Here is a 16,806-nt window from a genome sequence, read left to right as displayed (position 1 = left end):
CGTCCGGCTTTCATTCCATCGGACAAGGTCATCACCCCGATTCTATCCGTTCGGACAAACCGTTGGGCCGTCCGTGGGGTTACCGTTCGGGGCAGAGAGACCCTCACCCGTCGTTGTGGAGGAGCCGCCGTGGACGCCGTGACCCAGACCCCCGCCCCGAAGAACGAGCCGGTGCTGACGTACGCACCGGGCAGCGCTGAGCGCACCGAACTCGAGGGTGCGCTCAAGCGGCTGGGCGAGGCTGATCCTGTCGACATCACCGCCACCATCGGTGGCAAGCAGCGCGCCGGCGGCGGCGAGAAGATCGACGTCGTCCAGCCGCACAACCACCGGTCGGTGCTGGGCGTGATCCACGGCGCCACCCAGCAGGACGCCGCCGACGCCGTCGCCGCGGCCACCGAGGCCGCCCCGGCCTGGCGCGCGCTGTCCTACGACGACCGCGCGGCCATCCTGCTGCGCGCCGCCGACCTGCTGACCGGCCCGTGGCGCGCCACCCTCAACGCCGCCACCATGCTGGGCCAGTCCAAGACCGCGACCCAGGCCGAGATCGACTCCGCCTGCGAGCTCGCCGACTTCTGGCGCTTCAACGTCGACTACGGCCGCCGCGTGCTGGCCGAGCAGCCGAACAGCTCGCCCGGCGTGTGGAACCGGATGGAGCACCGCCCGCTGGAGGGCTTCGTCTACGCGATCACGCCGTTCAACTTCACCGCCATCGCCGGCAACCTGCCGACCGCGCCCGCGCTGATGGGCAACACGGTCGTCTGGAAGCCGTCGCCGACGCAGAGCTTCGCCGCGCAGCTGACCATGCGGCTGCTGGAAGAGGCGGGCATGCCGCCGGGCGTGATCAACCTGCTGCCCGGTCACGGCAAGGTCGTTTCCGAGGTGGCGCTGACCCACCGCGACCTGGCGGGCATCCACTTCACCGGCTCCACCCCGACGTTCCAGCACCTGTGGGGCACCGTCGGCGCGAACATCGCCGGTTACCGGAGCTACCCGCGCCTGGTCGGCGAGACCGGCGGCAAGGACTTCATCGTCGCGCACCCGTCGGCCGACATCGACGTGCTGCGCACCGCGCTGGTCCGCGGCGCCTTCGAGTACCAGGGCCAGAAGTGCTCCGCCGCGTCGCGCGCCTACATCCCGCGCAGCGTCTGGACGCAGCTCAAGGACGGCCTGGTCGCCGAGACCGAGGCGCTGAGCTACGGCGACGTCACCGACCTGAGCCACTTCGGTGGCGCGGTGATCGACCGCCGCGCGTTCGACAAGCACGCCGCGGTGTTCGAGCGGGTCAAGGGCGACGCCGAGGTGGAGATCCTCACCGGCGGCACCGCGGACGACAGCACCGGCTTCTTCGTCCAGCCGACGATCCTGGTCTCGGACAACCCGAAGCACGACATCTTCCGCACCGAGTACTTCGGGCCGATCCTGTCGATCCACGTGTACGAGGACAACCAGTTCGACGACGTCCTCAAGCTGGTCGACGAGACCGCGGTCTACGCGCTGACCGGCGCGATCATCGCGAACGACCGCACCGCGGTGGCGAAGGCGTCCGAGGCGCTGCGGTTCGCCGCGGGCAACTTCTACGTCAACGACAAGCCGACCGGCGCCGTCGTCGGTCAGCAGCCGTTCGGTGGTGGCCGCGCCTCGGGCACCAACGACAAGGCGGGCTCGATCTTCAACCTGCTCCGCTGGACGAGCACTCGCTCGGTCAAGGAGACCTTCGTCCCGCCGACCAGCGTCCCGTACCCCCACCAGGGCTGAGTTCCCCAGTCCCTCGTCTCCCGGGAGATCCCCATGTTGCGAGCCTCTCTCCTCGCCGCCGCCCGATCGCGGCGGATGCGTTCGCTGGTCGAAGCGGTGCCCGCCACGCGATCCGTGGTGCGCCGCTTCGTCGCCGGTGCCGAAACCGCCGACGCGGTGCGGGTGGCCAGGGAACTGGCCGCCGACGGCCGGAAGATCACCCTCGACCACCTCGGCGAGGACACCACCGACGCCGCGCAGGCCTCGGCCACCGTCCGTGCCTACGAAACGCTGCTGAACGCGCTGGGCGCGGAAGGCCTCGCCGACGGCGCGGACGTCTCGGTGAAGCTGTCGGCGGTCGGCCAGTTCCTGCCGTCGAACGGCGAGGACGTCGCGCTGGAGAACGCCCGCAAGATCTGCGCGGCGGCCGACGCGGTGGGCGCCACGGTCACCCTGGACATGGAGGACCACACCACCACGGACTCGACGCTCGGCATCCTCAAGGAGCTGCGTGCCGAGTACCCGTGGGTGGGCGCGGTGCTGCAGGCCTACCTGCACCGCACCGAGCAGGACTGCCGCGAGCTGTCGGGCCCGGGTTCGCGGGTGCGGCTGTGCAAGGGCGCCTACGCGGAGCCGGAGGCCGTGGCGTTCCAGGACAAGTCCGAAGTGGACAAGTCCTATGTGCGCTGCCTGCGGATCCTCATGGCGGGCAAGGGCTATCCGATGATCGCCTCGCACGACCCGCGCATGATCGCCATCGCGGCGAAGCTCGCGGCGGACAACGGGCGCGGGCCGGGCGACCACGAGTTCCAGATGCTGTACGGCATCCGGCCCGAGGAGCAGCGGCGGATCGCCGGCGAGGGGGACACCATGCGCGTGTACGTTCCCTACGGCGACGAGTGGTACGGCTACTTCATGCGCCGTCTGGCCGAGCGTCCGGCGAACCTGACGTTCTTCCTGCGCGGCCTCGCCACGAAGAGCTGAGGAAGAGGTCCGTCAAGGCCGTCCCGTGATCGCCCGCCCAGGAGCCGGGCAGGGCGAAGCACCCCTCGCGGGCGGTCTTGACGGCTCTGGGGCCCCAGTTCTCGGCTCCCGGCGGAACCGGGCGGTCCGCCGGGAGCCGAAGGTCCGTGAATGCCACATGGAGAGACTCACAGTCCCTCGATGTGGCATTCACGGACCATTTCCACATCGGGGGTCAGGCTTCCCCCGCCTTCTCGGCCTGGCGGCGCACCTCGTCCATGTCGACGTCGCGGGCCTGCTGGATCAGCTCCTCCAGCACCGCCTCGGGCAATGCCCCCGGCTGGGCGTAGATCACCGTCTTGTCGCGGATCACCGCGAGCGTCGGGATCGAGCGGATGTCGAAGGCGGCGGCCAGCTGCTGCTCGTTTTCGGTGTCGACGCTGGCGAACACGATGTCGTCGTGCTTCTCGGACACCTTCTCGTACACCGGCGCGAACTGGCGGCACGGACCGCACCAGCTCGCCCAGAAGTCGATCAGGACGAATTCGTTGTCGGTCACGGTCTGGTCGAAGTTGGCCGCGGTCAGCTCTACGGTGCTCATAGGTGGATCAACGGCCGGCACCCGGCCAAGATTCCCCGGGGCGGCGTAGGGTCGGCATCCGGCAGCCGCGGAGAACCTCGAACACGGGAGGACGTGCCATGGCCGACGGGGAAATCCTCAGCCACATCGACCGGCTCATCGCCGAGGAGCACGAACTGCGGTCGCGCGCGGTCGGCGTCGGGCTGAACAGCGCCGACCGCGAGCGCCTCGGCGACCTCGAACGGCAGCTCGACCAGTGCTGGGACCTGCTGCGCCAGCGTCGCGCCCACACCGAGTTCGGCGAGGACCCGGCCGACGCGCGGGTCCGGCCCGAGAGCGAAGTCGAGTCCTACCGGCAGTAAGGCCTCACGCGGGGCACAGGGTCCCGTCGCCGGGGACCTTGCCGTCGACGAGGAAGGCACGCACGGCGTCGGTCACGCACGGCGACGAACCGAGTGCTCCGTGTCCCGCGCCCTGCCACGAGATCGTCACCGAGGTCGGCATCTGGTCGGCGGCGCGGGTGGTGCCCTGCTCCGGGGTCACCGGGTCGGCCGCGGTCGAGGCCACCAGGATGGGCGGCACCCCGGGCACACCCGCCCTCGGCAGCGGCTCGCGGCGCGTCGGCCACGGCGCGCACCAGGCCAGCTGCTGGGCCACGGTGGTGCCGAACTGGGGGTACTTGCCGCGCATGGCGGCGCCCACCTTGGCGAGCTCGTCGGCGGGCAGCCGGGTCGCGCTGTCGTTGCAGCGTGTCGCGAGCGCACCGTCCAAACGGGACGGAAGACTCCTGCTGTCGTGCAGTGCCGGCGCGGCGAACACGGCGAGCGGGGCGAGGTTCCCGTCGCGCGCCGCGATGATCGCGTCGGCCAGTTCGGGCCACCGCGCGCGCTGCGCGAGCCCGGAATAGACCGCGTAGGTCGCGATCCCCGCGTTCATCGGGATGCCGTCGGCGGTCACGACGGGTGTCCGCAGCCGGTCGGTGACCGCCCGCAGCGCGGCCTTCGGATCGCCGAGCGCGCAGTGCCGGTTGGCGCAGTCCGCGCCGAACGCGTCCAAAGTGGACTGAGCGCCCGCGGCGACCGCGTCCAGCACGGCCGCGGTGTCCTGGCCGGGATCGGGGACGCCGTCGAGCACCATCCTGCCCACCTGGGCGGGGAACCGCACCGCGTACTCCGAGAGCACCTTCGACCCGTCGCCGTGCCCGAGCGCGGTGAGCCGCTCCATCCCGAGCTGCTTGCGCAGTTCGTCGAGGTCGCCCGCGGTGCGCCAGCTGTCCAGCCCGGTCTGGGCCACGTCGAGGTCGATCGCGCACTGCTGGCCCGCCCTGCGCGCGGCGTCCAGCACGCCTTCGAGATCGCCCTGCGCGGGGTCCGCGCCGATCAGGTCGCGGCGCACGTCGCCGGGGACGCATTGCGCGGCGCCCGACAGCCCCGTGCCGCGCCGGTCCAGCCCGACCAGCGAGAACTTCTGGAGGAACTCCGGCGGCAGGCTCGCCGCGAGCCGCGCGGCGTACAGCGTCCCGGGTTCGCCGTCGACGTCGTTGACCACGACCAGCGGCACCGGGCCGGTGCCTGCCTTGAGCACGAGGCTGCGCACCATCGCGCGCCGCGGCTGGTCCGGCGCGTCGAGCGGGGTCGTCAGCCGGGCGCAGCTGAAACGCAGCGTGTCCGGCACGGCGGGCCTGCCGAGCCGCTGGCGGGTGTCGTCGTCGCAGTCGTTCCACCGGATCAGCGGGGACTGCGGTTCGCCCAGCGGCGGCAGCGGGACGGGCGGGGCGCTCGTCGGCGCCTTCGGCTGTTTCGAACCGTCGTTGTCCACCACGGCGGGCCGTGCCGAGGGCCCGGTCGTGCAGCCCGCGAGCGTCGCCGCGGCGAGGACGGCCAGCGCCAGCCGGGATCGCGGGCGAAGGCGGCGGGAACGGCGGCGCACGGGCGGGGTCCTCCGATGATCGGGTCCGGGGTCACCGGTGAGCTTGGCACGCCGGGTGTGACAGGGGAGTTAGCGGGTCCGCACGACCTCGCCGCGGAACACGGCATCGAGGTCGTACCGTGCGACCTCGTCGAGCTGCGCGTACCCGCACGACGACGGTTCGCGGTCCGGGCGCCACCGGCCGAACTGCGCGGTGTGCCGGAACCGCGCCGGGACGCCGCCCTCGGTGTGTTCGTAGGACACCTCGACGACGCGTTCCAGCCGCAGCGGCACCCACGGCTGCTCGGTCGAGCGCCAGCGGGTGATGCCGCCGGGGATGCGCTGGCCGGTGCGGACGGCGTCGCCGATCCAGGGGTGCCCGGTGCCGTCGGTGATCAGCGGCGCCAGCTCCTCGGCCAGCTCGCGGCGCCGCTTGACCGGGAACGAGCCGACGACGCCGACGTGGTGCAGCAGCCCGGCGGCGTCGTAGAGCCCGAGCAGGAACGACCCGACCATCTCGCCCGGTTCGCCGTCGACGTGCCAGCGCAGCCCGGCCAGCACGCAGTCGGCGGTGCGCTTGTGCTTGTACTTGAGCAGGACGCGTTTGCCGGGGGAGTAGGGCTCGTCGAGCGGTTTGCCGATGATGCCGTCCAGACCGGCGCCCTCGAACAGTTCGAACCAGTGCCGCGCGGTGTCCGGGTCGGTGGTCGCCGGGGTGAGGTGGATGCCGTCGCCCGCGACGCGCTCGAGCCGTTCGCGCCGCTTCGCCGTCGGTTCGTCGACAAAGGACTCGTCGCCGAGGGCGAGCAGATCGAACGCGACGAACTCGGCGGGTTGCTCGGCCGCGAGCAGGGTGATCCGGCTGGCGGCGGGGTGGATGCGCTCGGTCAGCGCGTCGAAGTCCAGCTTGCCGCCACGCGCGACGACCAGCTCGCCGTCGAGCACGATCCGCTCGGGCAGCGTTTTCGTCAGCCGCTCGACGACCTCGGGGAAGTACCGGTTGAGGGGTTTCTCCGCGCGCGACTGCAGCGTCAGCTCTTCGCCGTCGCGGAACACCAGGCAGCGGAAGCCGTCCCATTTGGGCTCGAACAGCAGCCCGCCGGTGTCCGGGATCGCCTTGGCCGGTTTGGCGAGCATGGGCTTGAGCGGCGGCCGCGGTGGTGTCATGCCCGCATTCTGCGGAAAATCCGGCGTTCTCGCACGTGCTGAAGGGGACCTTCGGCACACTCGGGGCCGGGAGGCGGCGGTACCGGGGAGGCGGCCGTTAGGCTTTCCGACCATGCCCGCCGCGCATCTCACCGACCGCGATCCCCAGCTCAGCGCCGACGAGCTGATCGGCACGCTGGTCCCGCCGCCCCGGTTCGACGCGGTCCGGTTCGCCAACTACATCCCGAACCCGGACGAGCCGAGCCAGGCCGCCGCGGTCACCTCGTGCGCGGCGTTCGCGGCCAGGATCGAGGCCCCGGCGAAGAAGTCGAAACTGCGCTCGCTGTTCGGTGGTGGCACGCAGGCGACCGGCCCGATGGGGCTCTACCTCGACGGCGGGTTCGGCGTCGGCAAGACCCACCTGCTCGCCTCGACCTGGCACGCCACGCCCGGCCCGAAGGCGTACGGGACATTCGTCGAGCTGACCCACCTCGTCGGCGCGCTCGGGTTCGCCGAGGCGGTGCGGCGGCTGTCCGGGCACCGGCTGCTGGCCATCGACGAGTTCGAGCTGGACGACCCCGGCGACACGATGCTGATCGGCCGCCTGCTGCGCGAGCTCACCGAGGCCGGGGTGTACGTCGCGGCGACGTCGAACACCCTGCCCGACAAGCTCGGCGAAGGCCGCTTCGCCGCCGAGGACTTCCTTCGCGAGATCCAGTCGCTGGCCTCGCGTTTCACGGTCGTGCGCGTCGACGGTCCCGACTACCGCCACCGCGGCCTGCCCGAGGCCCCGCCGCCGGTCGCCGACGACGTGCTCACCGCGTCCGCCGAACAGCACGAAGGGTCCACTGTGGACGACTTCGACGCGTTGTGCGCGCACCTCGCCCGGCTGCACCCGTCGCGCTATGGCCGGATGCTCGACGGCGTCGGCCGCGTCCACCTGCGGGACATCCACCCGGCGCCGGACCAGAGCGTCGCGCTGCGGCTCGTCGCGTTCGCCGACCGGCTCTACGACCGCGCCATCCCGGTCGTCGTCTCGGGACAGCCGCTGCCCGCGTTGTTCACCGAGGAGATGATCAACGGCGGCTACCGCAAGAAGTACCTTCGCGCCGTCAGTCGCCTGACCGCACTCGCACGGGACGCGGTGCAAGCCGCGTAAGCAGCCCACGCACCGCGAGGACGGCGAAGACCGCGAAGAGCGTCCCGCCGACGACGTCGGTGAGGTAGTGGTACCCGAGCCCGATCATCCCGATCGAGACGGCGACGAGCAGTACCGCGCCGATGCTGGCGGTGAGCGTCCTGGCCAGGCCGTGGACCAGCAGGAACACCACTACGAGCGTCGCCACCATGCTGACCGTGTGCCCGCTGGGATAGACGAGCGTCGCGCCCTTCCAGCGGTCGAACAACGGTTTCAGCGCCCACGTGTTCGCCATGACGGCGATCCCGGGACCGAGGACGACGAAGAGCGCGTCCCACGGCCGCAGCGCGTACAGGCACCAGACGATCAGCAGCGCCAGCACGGGGAGCAGCACGTACGGCTCTGTCGGCAGCACGAGCGCACGCAGTAGCCCGTGCGGCCACCCGGTGATCGCGGCCTGCGCGGCGGTGTCGAGGCCGCTGGGCGCGTGGTCGCCCGCGAAGACCAGCCCGAGCGCGAGGGCGAGCAACGCGCACACGACGGCGAGGAGCGTCGGCCACCGGAAAGGCATGCCCGACCTTAACGCGGGGCCACCGATGTACCGAGGGACGCCTTTGGTGCGCTGGCTGCACCGAGGGACGCCCTCGTCGCACTCAACGCACCCAGGGCGTCCCTCGGGCCTCCCCGCGTAGCCGACCGCACCGCCCACTGTCGCGAACGCTCCGATGGCGACGCTGAACGTCCCGAACGCGCCGTTCGCGACAGCCTCGGCACTTGCGTCCACAAAGGACGCCCCTGGCAGTCACGTGGGTTACGGGTTCACCAGCTTCGTGATGCCGCGTGCCTTGAGGTGGGCCTGGTCCCCGGCCTTGCTGCGCAGTACGAAGGCCGCGCGCGTCCCGGCCGAGGCGAGGGCGAAGAAGGTGTTCGTCCCGCTCTGCGGATCGTCGTCCGGGATCACGATTCCTGTTGTCCGCGAAGCGGGTTTGGGCGGATTCCGGTCGAATTCGGCCACGATCTCACGGATCGCGGCGCCCGCGGGCTTGAGCTTGCGGTCGTTCGTGTAGAGGCCGAGGTCGTATTCGAGGGGATTCAGCTTCGGCACGAGCGTCGGCGAGACGTCGTGCGAGCACCACCAGGTGAAGCCGTGCGTGTGTGCGCAACTCGCGACGTTGCGTACGGAGCGCTTGATCCATTCTCCCAGCTGAGGCCGAGTCTGGTCGCTGAAGTGGATCGACGGCGCCGCGCCGTCTTCCTGGATCCAGCACGGCCAGGCCGGATCGGCCGCGTACGCCTGCGCGAGCTGCACGAGCCGTTCGGCGTTGTGTGTCGCGAAGGTGCCGAGCGGGTCGGTCTTGAGGATGCCGAAGAACGACGTCCACGGGTGGATGGCGGTGACCGCGCCCGCCGTCGCGAGGGTGGTGCGGCTGAAGTACTTGTCGCCGCGGGTGTCCCATGGCGCGCGGTCGCAGCCGACGGTGTTCCACTTGCCCGGCGCGACTTCGCCCGCCGTGGCGAGCAGGGTTTTCGCCCAGTTGTCGGCCTGCGCGACGGTGACGTTCAAGCCGGCGAACGAGTCCCAGTAGTAGTACGGCTCGTTCGACAGGTCGAAGCCGAGAAAACGTCGGTGCCCGCCGATACGCTTGCCGAGCGCGGTGAGGAACGCGCGCTGGGCCTCGAGAGCGGCGGGGTCGGCGAACCAGTTGACAGGTTGGGGGGTGGTCTGGAGCCAGTTCGGTGTCCAGTAGCGGGCCGAGATGTGCCCGTTGAACACGGTGATCTCGACGTCGAGCCCGGCGTCGCCGGCGTAGTCGAGGAACTCGTGCAGGCGGTCCAGTTTCTCACCGCTGATCAGGTTCGGCTCGGGCTGGAAGTCCGACCACAGCAGCATCATCCGGATGTGGTCGAGGCCCAGCTTCGCGATGTCGTCCAGGTCGCGGCGCAGGTCCCGCTCGCGCCAGTCCTGCCACATGTGGAACCAGCGCGTCGACGGCGTGTAGTTGACGCCGAGCCGGAACGCGCGCCGCCTGCCCTGTGCGGCCGCTTCCGCGGTGCCCGATGCGGCCGTGTCCGATGCCGTGGTGTCCGCCGCGGCCGGTGTCGCGAGGCCGGTCAGCGCTGTGCCGGTCAACGCCGTCCCCGCCAGTGCCGCGCCCACCGCGCCGCCGAGCACCGAGCGCCGCCGAACGTCCGCCATGCCGCCTCCCTAGCCGGTAACCGTTGACGAAGATCTAGCACGGCGGGGAATTCGTTCTCCAGACTTGGCCGGATTTCTGTCCCGTTCCGGTCATCTCGCGTGACTGGAGGGCGAACTCGCGTGATTGGACGGAGAACTCGCGTGATCAGGGGCGCGACACGAAGGCGGCGTGGTCGGCCTCGGTCTGGTCGGCGTAGCGGACGGCGTAGGCGCCGATCGCCTCGTCGAGTTCCTCGTCCTCGGCGAAGTAGCCCGCCAGCAGCTGCGGATGCGCTGATCGGGTGTGCGCGCGGGCGAGCAACGCGCCCGCGAGGCGGCCGTAGTCGTCGAGGTGGTCCTTCGCCAGCTCCGTCGGGTCGATGTCGCCCTTGAGGTTCCGGAACTGGCGCACGATGAACGGCGTTCCGCCGATGGTGGTCCAGCCGAGCAGGATGTCCGTCTCCGCCTGGACGAGCCGCGCGCCGTCGACGATGCGGCGTCCCTCGTGCTCGGGCTCCGGCAGGCCGAGATAACGCGTCAGTGCCGAGGGCTGGGCCTGTTTCACTTGCAGCACAAGGTCTTCGTCGTCGTTGCCGTGGAGCAGGACGACGTAGCTGCGCAGCCCGACACTGCCCGTGCCCACCACCCGGAAGGCGACGTCCGCGACGCGGTACCGCGCGATCAGCGTCCGCCGCGACTCGCGCAGTGTGTCCACATAGGACACCAGACCCGCGGCGACGGCCTCCGCGGTCGCCGCGTCGACGTGCGTGAGCACCGGCGGGTCCTCGACGAACCGGTGCCTGCTCAGGCCGGTTTCGTGATCGTCGATGCGCCGCGTCCACTTCGCGACGACCTTCTTGCTCGTGTTCTTGCGGGCTTTCCCGGCGGCGTCGGCGAAGTCGTCGATCAGCTCGTGCGCCCGCGCCTTGCTCAGCACCGACGAGTCGGGCAACGCGCTCCACGACCGCAGGAACGGCAGCTCGGCCAGCGCGCGGATGGTCCGCCGGTACGACTTGACGGCGTCCTCGGCGGCTTCGCGGCAGCCGGACTCGCCGATCCCGCCCTCACGGCCGGCCAGCACCAGGCTCGCCGAGAGCCGTTTGAGGTCCCATTCCCACGGTCCCGGCACGGTTTCGTCGAAGTCGTTGATGTCCATGACGATGCCGCCCTCGGGCGTGCCGTAGAGCCCGAAGTTGGCCGCGTGGGCGTCCCCGCAGAGCTGCGCCGTGACGCCGGACGCCGGGGTGCCCGCCAGATCGGCGGCCATCAGCCCGGCCGCGCCGCGGAAGAACGTGAACGGCGACGCCGACATCCGCTCACGCCGCAGCTCGATCAGCTCCGGCAGCCGTCCGGCGTTGCTCGCGTCGAAGTACTCGCGGGGCGTGGGCCGGTCCCCTGCCGCCGCCGCGTGGTCATGCGCCCTGGCCGTCGCCTTCTCCCGCAGCGCCTTGCCCCGCGCGTACACCTCACCCGGCGCCTCGCCGCCCTCGACCAGCGGCCGCTCCACCCATTCCCCTGCTCCCATGCCCTCCCCAACGTCCACACCGGACACCAGGTTCCGGAACGGGGCGGACGAGCGCCCCAATGTGGCATTGGGTGCGTTGGACGCACCCAATGTGGCGTTCGGTGCGTTGGACGCAGCGAACGCCACATTGGGGCGTTTGAGTGCCGCTGGGTCAGGAGGCGCGGATCACCTGGGCGATGGCGTCGATGCCGCGGTCCAGGTCGGTGCGTGAGATCACCAGCGGCGGAGCCAGCCGCAGCGTGTAGCCGTGCGTTTCCTTGCACAGCACGCCGAGCCCGGCCAGCGCCTCGGACGCCTCGCGCCCGGACGGGCCGCCCGGGGCGATGTCGATCCCGGCCCACAGGCCGCGGCCGCGGACCTCGGCGAGCCCGTTGCCGACGAGCGCGCCGAGCCGGTCGTGCAGGTGGGCGCCCAGCTCGGCCGAGCGCTGCTGGAACTCCCCGGTGCCGAGCAGCCGCACGACCGCGCGCCCGACCGCGCACGCCAGGGGGTTTCCGCCGAACGTCGACCCGTGCTCGCCCGGCTGGAGCACCCCGAGCACCGCCCGGCTGCCGACCACCGCCGACACCGGCATGATCCCGCCGCCGAGTGCCTTGCCGAGCGTGTAGACGTCGGCGCGGACGCCCTCGTGGTCCAGCGCGAGCACCGTGCCGGTGCGGGCGAGGCCGGACTGGATCTCGTCGGCGATGAGCAGCATGCCGTGCTCGTCGCACAGCTGCCGGACCTCGGCGAAGTACCCGGCCGGCGGCACGTTGACGCCCGCCTCGCCCTGGATCGGCTCCAGCAGGACGGCCGCGGTGCGCTCGGTGACGGCGTCGCGCAGCGCGGCCGCGTCGCCGTACTTCACCGTCACGAAGCCGGGAGTGAACGGGCCGAACCCGGACCGCGCGGTCTCGTCGGTCGAGAACGACACGATCGTCGTAGTGCGGCCATGGAAGTTCGACCCGGCCACGATGATCTCGGCGGTGCCGTCCGGCACGCCCTTGACCTGGTGCGCCCACTTGCGCGCCACCTTCACCGCCGACTCGACGGCCTCGGCGCCGGAGTTCATCGGCAGCACCATCTCGGTGCCGGTCAGCTCGGCCAGCTCGCGGCAGAACAGGCCCAGCTGGTCGTGGTGGAAGGCGCGCGACGTCAGCGTGACGCGGCCCAGCTGCTCGGTCGCGGCGGCGATCAGCGCCGGGTGCCGGTGCCCGAAGTTGAGCGCGGAGTACCCGGACAGGAAGTCGAGATAGCGGCGGCCCTCGACGTCGGTGACCGTCGCGCCTTCGGCCTCGGCGATCACGACCGGCAGGGGGTGGTAGTTGTGCGTGCTCCACTGCTCGTCGAGCGCGACGAAATCGGCGGTCCTCATGTCGTTCAGGCTAAGCGCTGAACGCGGAGAGTTCATCCGGGAAACGTTGCTTCCACCATTCGATCGTTGCGTGCTTGAGGCTTTACAGCAGCGAAACGCTGCGTAACCGATTCGCGATCTTTCGCCGGGCGATCGCGCGCGAACATGGTTATCGTCGCCGGATGGCGAAGAAGCAGGATCCGGCGAGCCGCGTGCGGGACGCGTTGCGGGCGGAGAAGGACACCCCGTTGCCCGCCCCCGGTTCGTCCCCGGTGGGGCCGGACAAGAAGGCCAAGGCGGAGAAGAAGTTCGACAGCGCGGGCGAGCGGCTGTCGGCGTTGCAGGAAGCGCTTTACGCCGAGGGCGTCGGCGGGGGCGGGCGCAGCGTCCTGCTCGTCCTGCAGGGCATGGACACCTCGGGCAAGGGCGGCACCGTCGGGCACGTGCTCGGCCTGGTGAACCCGATGGGCGTGCGCTACGCCGGGTTCAAGAAGCCGACCGCCGCGGAACGCCGTCACCACTTCCTCTGGCGCGTCCGGCGTCAGCTGCCTTCGCCGGGCCTGATCGGCGTGTTCGACCGGTCGCACTACGAGGACATCCTGGTCCCGCGCGTCCAGAAGCTCGTGCCCGCCGCCGAGTGGCGCAAGCGCTACGCCGAGATCAACGCCTTCGAGCGTGAACTGGCCGACGAGGGCACCACGGTGGTCAAGGTCTTCCTGCACATCTCGCCGGAGGAGCAGCTCAAACGGCTCAAGGCGCGGCTGCTCAGGCCGGAGAAACGCTGGAAGTTCGACCCCGCCGACCTCGAAGCCCGTGCCGCGTGGGACGCCTATCAGACGGCCTACGCCGACGTCCTGCGCCGGACGTCGACCACGACCGCGCCCTGGTACGTCGTGCCCGCCGACCGCAAGTGGTACCGCAACTGGGCGGTCGCGGAGCTGCTGATCGAGACGCTCACGGACATGGCACCGAAGTTCCCCGAGCCGGGCTACGACGTCGACGCCGAGCTGGAGAAACTGCGCTGATGGGTTCTCAGCGGTAAAAAGTACTTCGAACCTGCGGTGTTGGCGTAAGCGCCTGATCATCTGAAAGAGTGCGAGCGTGACCGACAGCTCCCTTGATGCTCTTCCGTTCCTCCGCCGCCAGTCCCGCACGCAGCGCTTCACCCTGGGCGCGCCCAAGGAGTTCCGGGTCGCCCCGGACGGCTCGCGCGTGCTCTTCCTGCGTGCCGAAACCGGCACCGACCCGCGGCACAGCCTGTGGTCGCTCGATCTGGCTTCGGGTGAGGAGACGAAGCTGGTCGACGCCGCCGAGCTGCTGCCAGGCGAGGAGGAACTGCCCGCCGAGGAACGGGCCCGGCGCGAGCGCAGCCGTGAGACCGGCGGCGGGGTCGTCGGCTACGCCGTCGACGATGCGTTCACGGTCGCCGCGTTCTCGTTGTCCGGCAAGCTCTACACGCTGGACCTGCGCAGCGGCGCGGTGTCGGTGCTCGTCGAGGGTTCGGTGATCGACCCGCGGCCCAATCCGTCCGGCACGCACGTCGCCTACGTCCGCGATCGCCGCCTGCGGGTGATCGAACTGGCCACCGGCGAGGACCGCGCGCTGGTCGAGGAGGACGGCGAGGACATCGCCTGGGGGCTCGCCGAGTTCATCGCCGCCGAGGAGATGGACCGCGTCCGCGGTTACTGGTGGGCGCCGGACGGGCGGAGCCTGCTCGTCGAGCGGTCGGACCGCGGGCCGGTGCCGCGCTGGACCATCGCCGATCCGGCCAACCCGCAGAACCCGGCCAACGTCGTCGCGTACCCGGCGGCGGGCACCGCGAACGCCGACGTGTCGCTGGCGGTGCTGGGGCTGGACGGCAGCCGCGTCGACGTCGCGCGCGGCGACTGGGAGTACCTGGTCTCGGTGCACTGGTCGGCCGCGGGCAGGCCGCTGCTGACGGTCCAGTCGCGGGACCAGCGGCGGATGGAGATCCTCGCGCTCGACGTCGCGGACGGTTCGGTCGGGACGCTGCACGCCGAGGTGGACGGCCGGTGGGTCGAGATCACCCAGGGTGTCCCGGCGTGGACGTCGGGCGGGAAGCTGGTGCGGGAGAGCGCGGCCGACGGCGACCACCGGCTGGTGGTCGACGGCGTCGCGGTGACGCCGCCCGGCACGCAGGTCCGCTCGGTGCTGCACGTCGGGGACGAGGTGCTGTTCAGCGCGTCCGAAGCGGACTCGACGCAGATCCACGTCTACCGCACCGAAAACGGCACCGTGCGTCGTCTGTCCACTGCGGACGGTGTGCACCACGGCGCCGGCTCCGCCGCGCTGACGGTGATCGCCTCGTGGAGTCTCGAGTACAGCGGACCCCGGGTGAGCGTGCTGCGCGACGGCGAGCGCGTCGCGGAGATCGTTTCGTCCACTGTGGACCCGGAGGTCGTGCCGAACCTGACCTGGCTGACGCTGGGGGAGCGGGGCCTGCGCGCCGCGCTCCTGCTGCCGCGCGGGTACGAGGAGAGCGAAGGCAAGCTGCCGGTGCTGCTCGACCCGTACGGCGGCCCGCACGCGCAGCGCGTCCTGCAGAGCCGCAACGCCTTCCTGACGTCGCAGTGGCTGGCGGATCAGGGTTTCGCCGTGCTCGTCGCGGACGGGCGGGGTACGCCGGGGCGCGGGCCGGAGTGGGAGAAGGCGATCGCCGGCCGCCTTGCCGACGTCACGCTGGCCGACCAGGTCGACGCGCTGCACGCCGCCGCCGAGCTGCACCCGGAGCTGGACCTGGAGCGGGTCGCGATCCGCGGCTGGTCGTACGGCGGGTACCTTTCCGCGCTGGCCGTGCAGCGCCGCCCGGACGTCTTCCACGCGGCCGTCGCGGGCGCGCCGGTGACCGACTGGTCGCTCTACGACACGCACTACACCGAGCGCTATCTCGGGACGCCGCAGGAGAATCCGCACACCTACGAGCAGAACTCGCTGATCGCCGACGCCGGGGAGCTGAGCCGCGCGCTGCTGATCATCCACGGGCTGGCCGACGACAACGTGTTCGTGGCGCACGCTTTGCGGCTCTCCTCGGCGTTGCTGGCGAAGGGACGCCCGCACGTGTTCCTGCCGCTGGCCGGGGCCACCCACATGACGCCGCAGGCCGAGGAGGTCGCGGAGAACATGATGCGCACGCAGGTCGACTGGATCGTGCGTGAACTGTCCGCCGTCGCCGCCGTGAAGGAGAACGCCTCATGAGCCGCTGGGGTCTGACGATTCCGCTGACCGGGGTCCCGCTCGCCGCGCACCGCGAGCTGGTCGAGCAACTGCCCGATCTGGGCTACACCGATGTCTGGTCGGCCGAGACCGCGGGTGTCGACGCGTTCACTCCGCTCGTGCTCGCCTCGCAGTGGGCGCCGTCCTTGCGGCTCGGAACGGCGATCGTGCCGGTGTACACGCGCGGGCCGGGTCTGCTGGCGATGCAGGCTTCGACGGTGGCCGAGCTGGCGCCGGGCCGGTTCGTGCTCGGCATCGGCGCGTCGTCCCCGGTGATCGTGGAGAACTGGAACGCCGCTTCCTTCGAGGCGCCGTTCGCGCGGACGCGGGACACTCTGCGGTTCCTGCGCTCGGCGCTGGCGGGGGAGAAGGTGAGCGAGAAGTACGAGACGTTCGCGGTGAGCAAGTTCCGTTTGGAGCGTCCGGTGGACCCGCCGCCGTCGGTGATGCTGGCGGCGCTGCGGCCGGGCATGCTGCGGCTCGCCGCGCGTGAGGCGGACGGCGCGATCACGAACTGGCTGGCCGCGTCGGATGTTCCGCGCGTGCGCGCCGAGATCGGCCCGGACGTCGAGCTGGCCGCGCGGATCTTCGTGTGTCCCACGGAAGACGCGGACGCCGCCCGGGGGCTCGGGCGGATGCTGATTTCGAGCTATCTCACGGTGCCGGTGTACGCCGCGTTCCACGACTGGCTGGGCCGGGGCGGCGCGCTGGCCCCCATGCACGAGGCGTGGGCGGCCGGGGACCGGAAGAAGGCGAACGAGGTCATCCCGGACTCGGTGGTCGACGAGCTGGTCATCCACGGCAGCCCCGACTCCTGCCGCGAGCAGGTCCAGTCCTATGTGGACAATGGACTGACGACGCCGGTCATCGCGCTGCTGCCCACCGGCGAGGATCCCTTCGAGCAGGCCCGCGCCCTGGCCCCACGCCGCTGAGCTGAAGGGGACGTTCGTCGCGTAGGACGTGGGGTATGGGGTGTGTGTGGGGCAGGGGATGGAGCGAGAGAACAAGAACAACACACGGGCGTGTCGCGACAACAGTGTCGCGGGAGTTGTCGCAGAGAGGGGCT

At 71.1% G+C, this 16,806-nt stretch carries 14 protein-coding genes; 7 read left to right on the top strand and 7 right to left on the bottom strand.

The annotated features are described in order from the left end of the window. Positions 1-129 precede the first annotated feature (129 nt). Positions 130-1,758 carry an L-glutamate gamma-semialdehyde dehydrogenase gene (gene pruA, locus ACFWY9_RS07125; protein ID WP_378338382.1) on the top strand — a complete coding sequence of 543 codons (1,629 nt, stop codon included), beginning with the start codon at positions 130-132 and terminating at the stop codon, positions 1,756-1,758. 33 nt (positions 1,759-1,791) lie between these two features. Continuing rightward, on the top strand, positions 1,792-2,721 hold the full coding sequence (locus ACFWY9_RS07120; RefSeq protein WP_378338381.1) for a proline dehydrogenase family protein: 930 nt from the start codon (positions 1,792-1,794) through the stop codon (positions 2,719-2,721). Between the two features lie 214 nt (positions 2,722-2,935). Here ACFWY9_RS07120 and trxA read toward each other — a convergent pair whose 3' ends face one another. Further along, on the bottom strand, positions 2,936-3,301 hold the full coding sequence (gene trxA / locus ACFWY9_RS07115; RefSeq protein WP_378331807.1) for a thioredoxin: 366 nt from the start codon (positions 3,299-3,301) through the stop codon (positions 2,936-2,938). 98 nt (positions 3,302-3,399) lie between these two features. Here trxA and ACFWY9_RS07110 point away from each other — a divergent pair, with 98 nt between their 5' ends. Next, a complete protein-coding gene (locus tag ACFWY9_RS07110) occupies positions 3,400-3,642 on the top strand; it encodes a DUF2630 family protein (RefSeq protein ID WP_378331808.1) in 243 nt (80 codons plus the stop codon). Between the two features lie 4 nt (positions 3,643-3,646). Here ACFWY9_RS07110 and ACFWY9_RS07105 read toward each other — a convergent pair whose 3' ends face one another. Both ACFWY9_RS07105 and ACFWY9_RS07100 read right to left on the bottom strand, forming a co-directional pair. Then, on the bottom strand, positions 3,647-5,209 hold the full coding sequence (locus ACFWY9_RS07105) for an alpha/beta hydrolase (RefSeq protein WP_378331809.1): 1,563 nt from the start codon (positions 5,207-5,209) through the stop codon (positions 3,647-3,649). Positions 5,210-5,278: 69 nt separating this feature from the next. Continuing rightward, positions 5,279-6,355 carry an ATP-dependent DNA ligase gene (locus ACFWY9_RS07100; RefSeq protein WP_378338380.1) on the bottom strand — a complete coding sequence of 359 codons (1,077 nt, stop codon included), beginning with the start codon at positions 6,353-6,355 and terminating at the stop codon, positions 5,279-5,281. Between the two features lie 112 nt (positions 6,356-6,467). On the opposite strand from ACFWY9_RS07100, the gene zapE reads away from it, so the two are divergent. Beyond that, the gene (zapE, locus tag ACFWY9_RS07095; RefSeq protein WP_378328563.1) at positions 6,468-7,493 is read left to right on the top strand and encodes a cell division protein ZapE; all 1,026 of its coding nucleotides are present in this window, start codon (positions 6,468-6,470) and stop codon (positions 7,491-7,493) included. On the opposite strand, the gene ACFWY9_RS07090 is transcribed toward zapE, so the two are convergent. From ACFWY9_RS07090 to rocD, 4 genes are all read right to left on the bottom strand, one after another. Next, positions 7,447-8,043 (bottom strand): phosphatase PAP2 family protein, encoded by a 597-nt coding sequence (locus ACFWY9_RS07090; RefSeq protein ID WP_378328562.1) that lies wholly within the window; start codon positions 8,041-8,043, stop codon positions 7,447-7,449. The genes zapE and ACFWY9_RS07090 overlap by 47 nt on opposite strands. A gap of 240 nt (positions 8,044-8,283) precedes the next feature. Beyond that, on the bottom strand, positions 8,284-9,669 hold the full coding sequence (locus tag ACFWY9_RS07085; protein WP_378338379.1) for a cellulase family glycosylhydrolase: 1,386 nt from the start codon (positions 9,667-9,669) through the stop codon (positions 8,284-8,286). Between the two features lie 145 nt (positions 9,670-9,814). Beyond that, the gene (locus ACFWY9_RS07080; protein ID WP_378338378.1) at positions 9,815-11,173 is read right to left on the bottom strand and encodes a DUF2252 domain-containing protein; all 1,359 of its coding nucleotides are present in this window, start codon (positions 11,171-11,173) and stop codon (positions 9,815-9,817) included. Positions 11,174-11,324: 151 nt separating this feature from the next. After that, a complete protein-coding gene (rocD, locus tag ACFWY9_RS07075) occupies positions 11,325-12,527 on the bottom strand; it encodes an ornithine--oxo-acid transaminase (protein WP_378328560.1) in 1,203 nt (400 codons plus the stop codon). A gap of 161 nt (positions 12,528-12,688) precedes the next feature. Here rocD and ACFWY9_RS07070 point away from each other — a divergent pair, with 161 nt between their 5' ends. The 3 genes from ACFWY9_RS07070 (at position 12,689) to ACFWY9_RS07060 (ending at position 16,672) form a co-directional block, all read left to right on the top strand. Next, positions 12,689-13,531 carry a PPK2 family polyphosphate kinase gene (locus ACFWY9_RS07070; RefSeq protein ID WP_378328559.1) on the top strand — a complete coding sequence of 281 codons (843 nt, stop codon included), beginning with the start codon at positions 12,689-12,691 and terminating at the stop codon, positions 13,529-13,531. A 76-nt stretch (positions 13,532-13,607) separates the two neighbouring features. Further along, on the top strand, positions 13,608-15,722 hold the full coding sequence (locus ACFWY9_RS07065) for a prolyl oligopeptidase family serine peptidase (protein WP_378328558.1): 2,115 nt from the start codon (positions 13,608-13,610) through the stop codon (positions 15,720-15,722). Next, positions 15,719-16,672: an LLM class F420-dependent oxidoreductase gene (locus ACFWY9_RS07060; protein WP_378328557.1), complete on the top strand. Its 954-nt coding sequence runs from the start codon at positions 15,719-15,721 to the stop codon at positions 16,670-16,672. Before ACFWY9_RS07065 ends, ACFWY9_RS07060 begins: the two co-directional genes overlap by 4 nt. The last annotated feature ends 134 nt before the right edge of the window (positions 16,673-16,806 follow it).

This window comes from Amycolatopsis sp. NPDC059027, assembly GCF_042739735.1.
Lineage (GTDB): Bacteria > Actinomycetota > Actinomycetes > Mycobacteriales > Pseudonocardiaceae > Amycolatopsis.
The sequence above is the reverse complement of the archived record's forward strand: the minus strand, read 5'-3'. Positions and strand labels throughout refer to the sequence as shown.

Coding starts and splice junctions, on each gene's coding strand:
- ACFWY9_RS07120 (WP_378338381.1), top strand. CDS start 1,792: ATGTTGCGAGCCTCTCTCCTCGCCGCCGCCCGATCGCGGCGGATGCGT.
- rocD (WP_378328560.1), bottom strand. CDS start 12,527: ATGAGGACCGCCGATTTCGTCGCGCTCGACGAGCAGTGGAGCACGCAC.
- ACFWY9_RS07060 (WP_378328557.1), top strand. CDS start 15,719: ATGAGCCGCTGGGGTCTGACGATTCCGCTGACCGGGGTCCCGCTCGCC.
- ACFWY9_RS07070 (WP_378328559.1), top strand. CDS start 12,689: ATGGCGAAGAAGCAGGATCCGGCGAGCCGCGTGCGGGACGCGTTGCGG.
- ACFWY9_RS07090 (WP_378328562.1), bottom strand. CDS start 8,043: ATGCCTTTCCGGTGGCCGACGCTCCTCGCCGTCGTGTGCGCGTTGCTC.
- ACFWY9_RS07100 (WP_378338380.1), bottom strand. CDS start 6,355: ATGACACCACCGCGGCCGCCGCTCAAGCCCATGCTCGCCAAACCGGCC.
- ACFWY9_RS07085 (WP_378338379.1), bottom strand. CDS start 9,669: ATGGCGGACGTTCGGCGGCGCTCGGTGCTCGGCGGCGCGGTGGGCGCG.
- trxA (WP_378331807.1), bottom strand. CDS start 3,301: ATGAGCACCGTAGAGCTGACCGCGGCCAACTTCGACCAGACCGTGACC.
- ACFWY9_RS07080 (WP_378338378.1), bottom strand. CDS start 11,173: ATGGGAGCAGGGGAATGGGTGGAGCGGCCGCTGGTCGAGGGCGGCGAG.
- zapE (WP_378328563.1), top strand. CDS start 6,468: ATGCCCGCCGCGCATCTCACCGACCGCGATCCCCAGCTCAGCGCCGAC.
- ACFWY9_RS07110 (WP_378331808.1), top strand. CDS start 3,400: ATGGCCGACGGGGAAATCCTCAGCCACATCGACCGGCTCATCGCCGAG.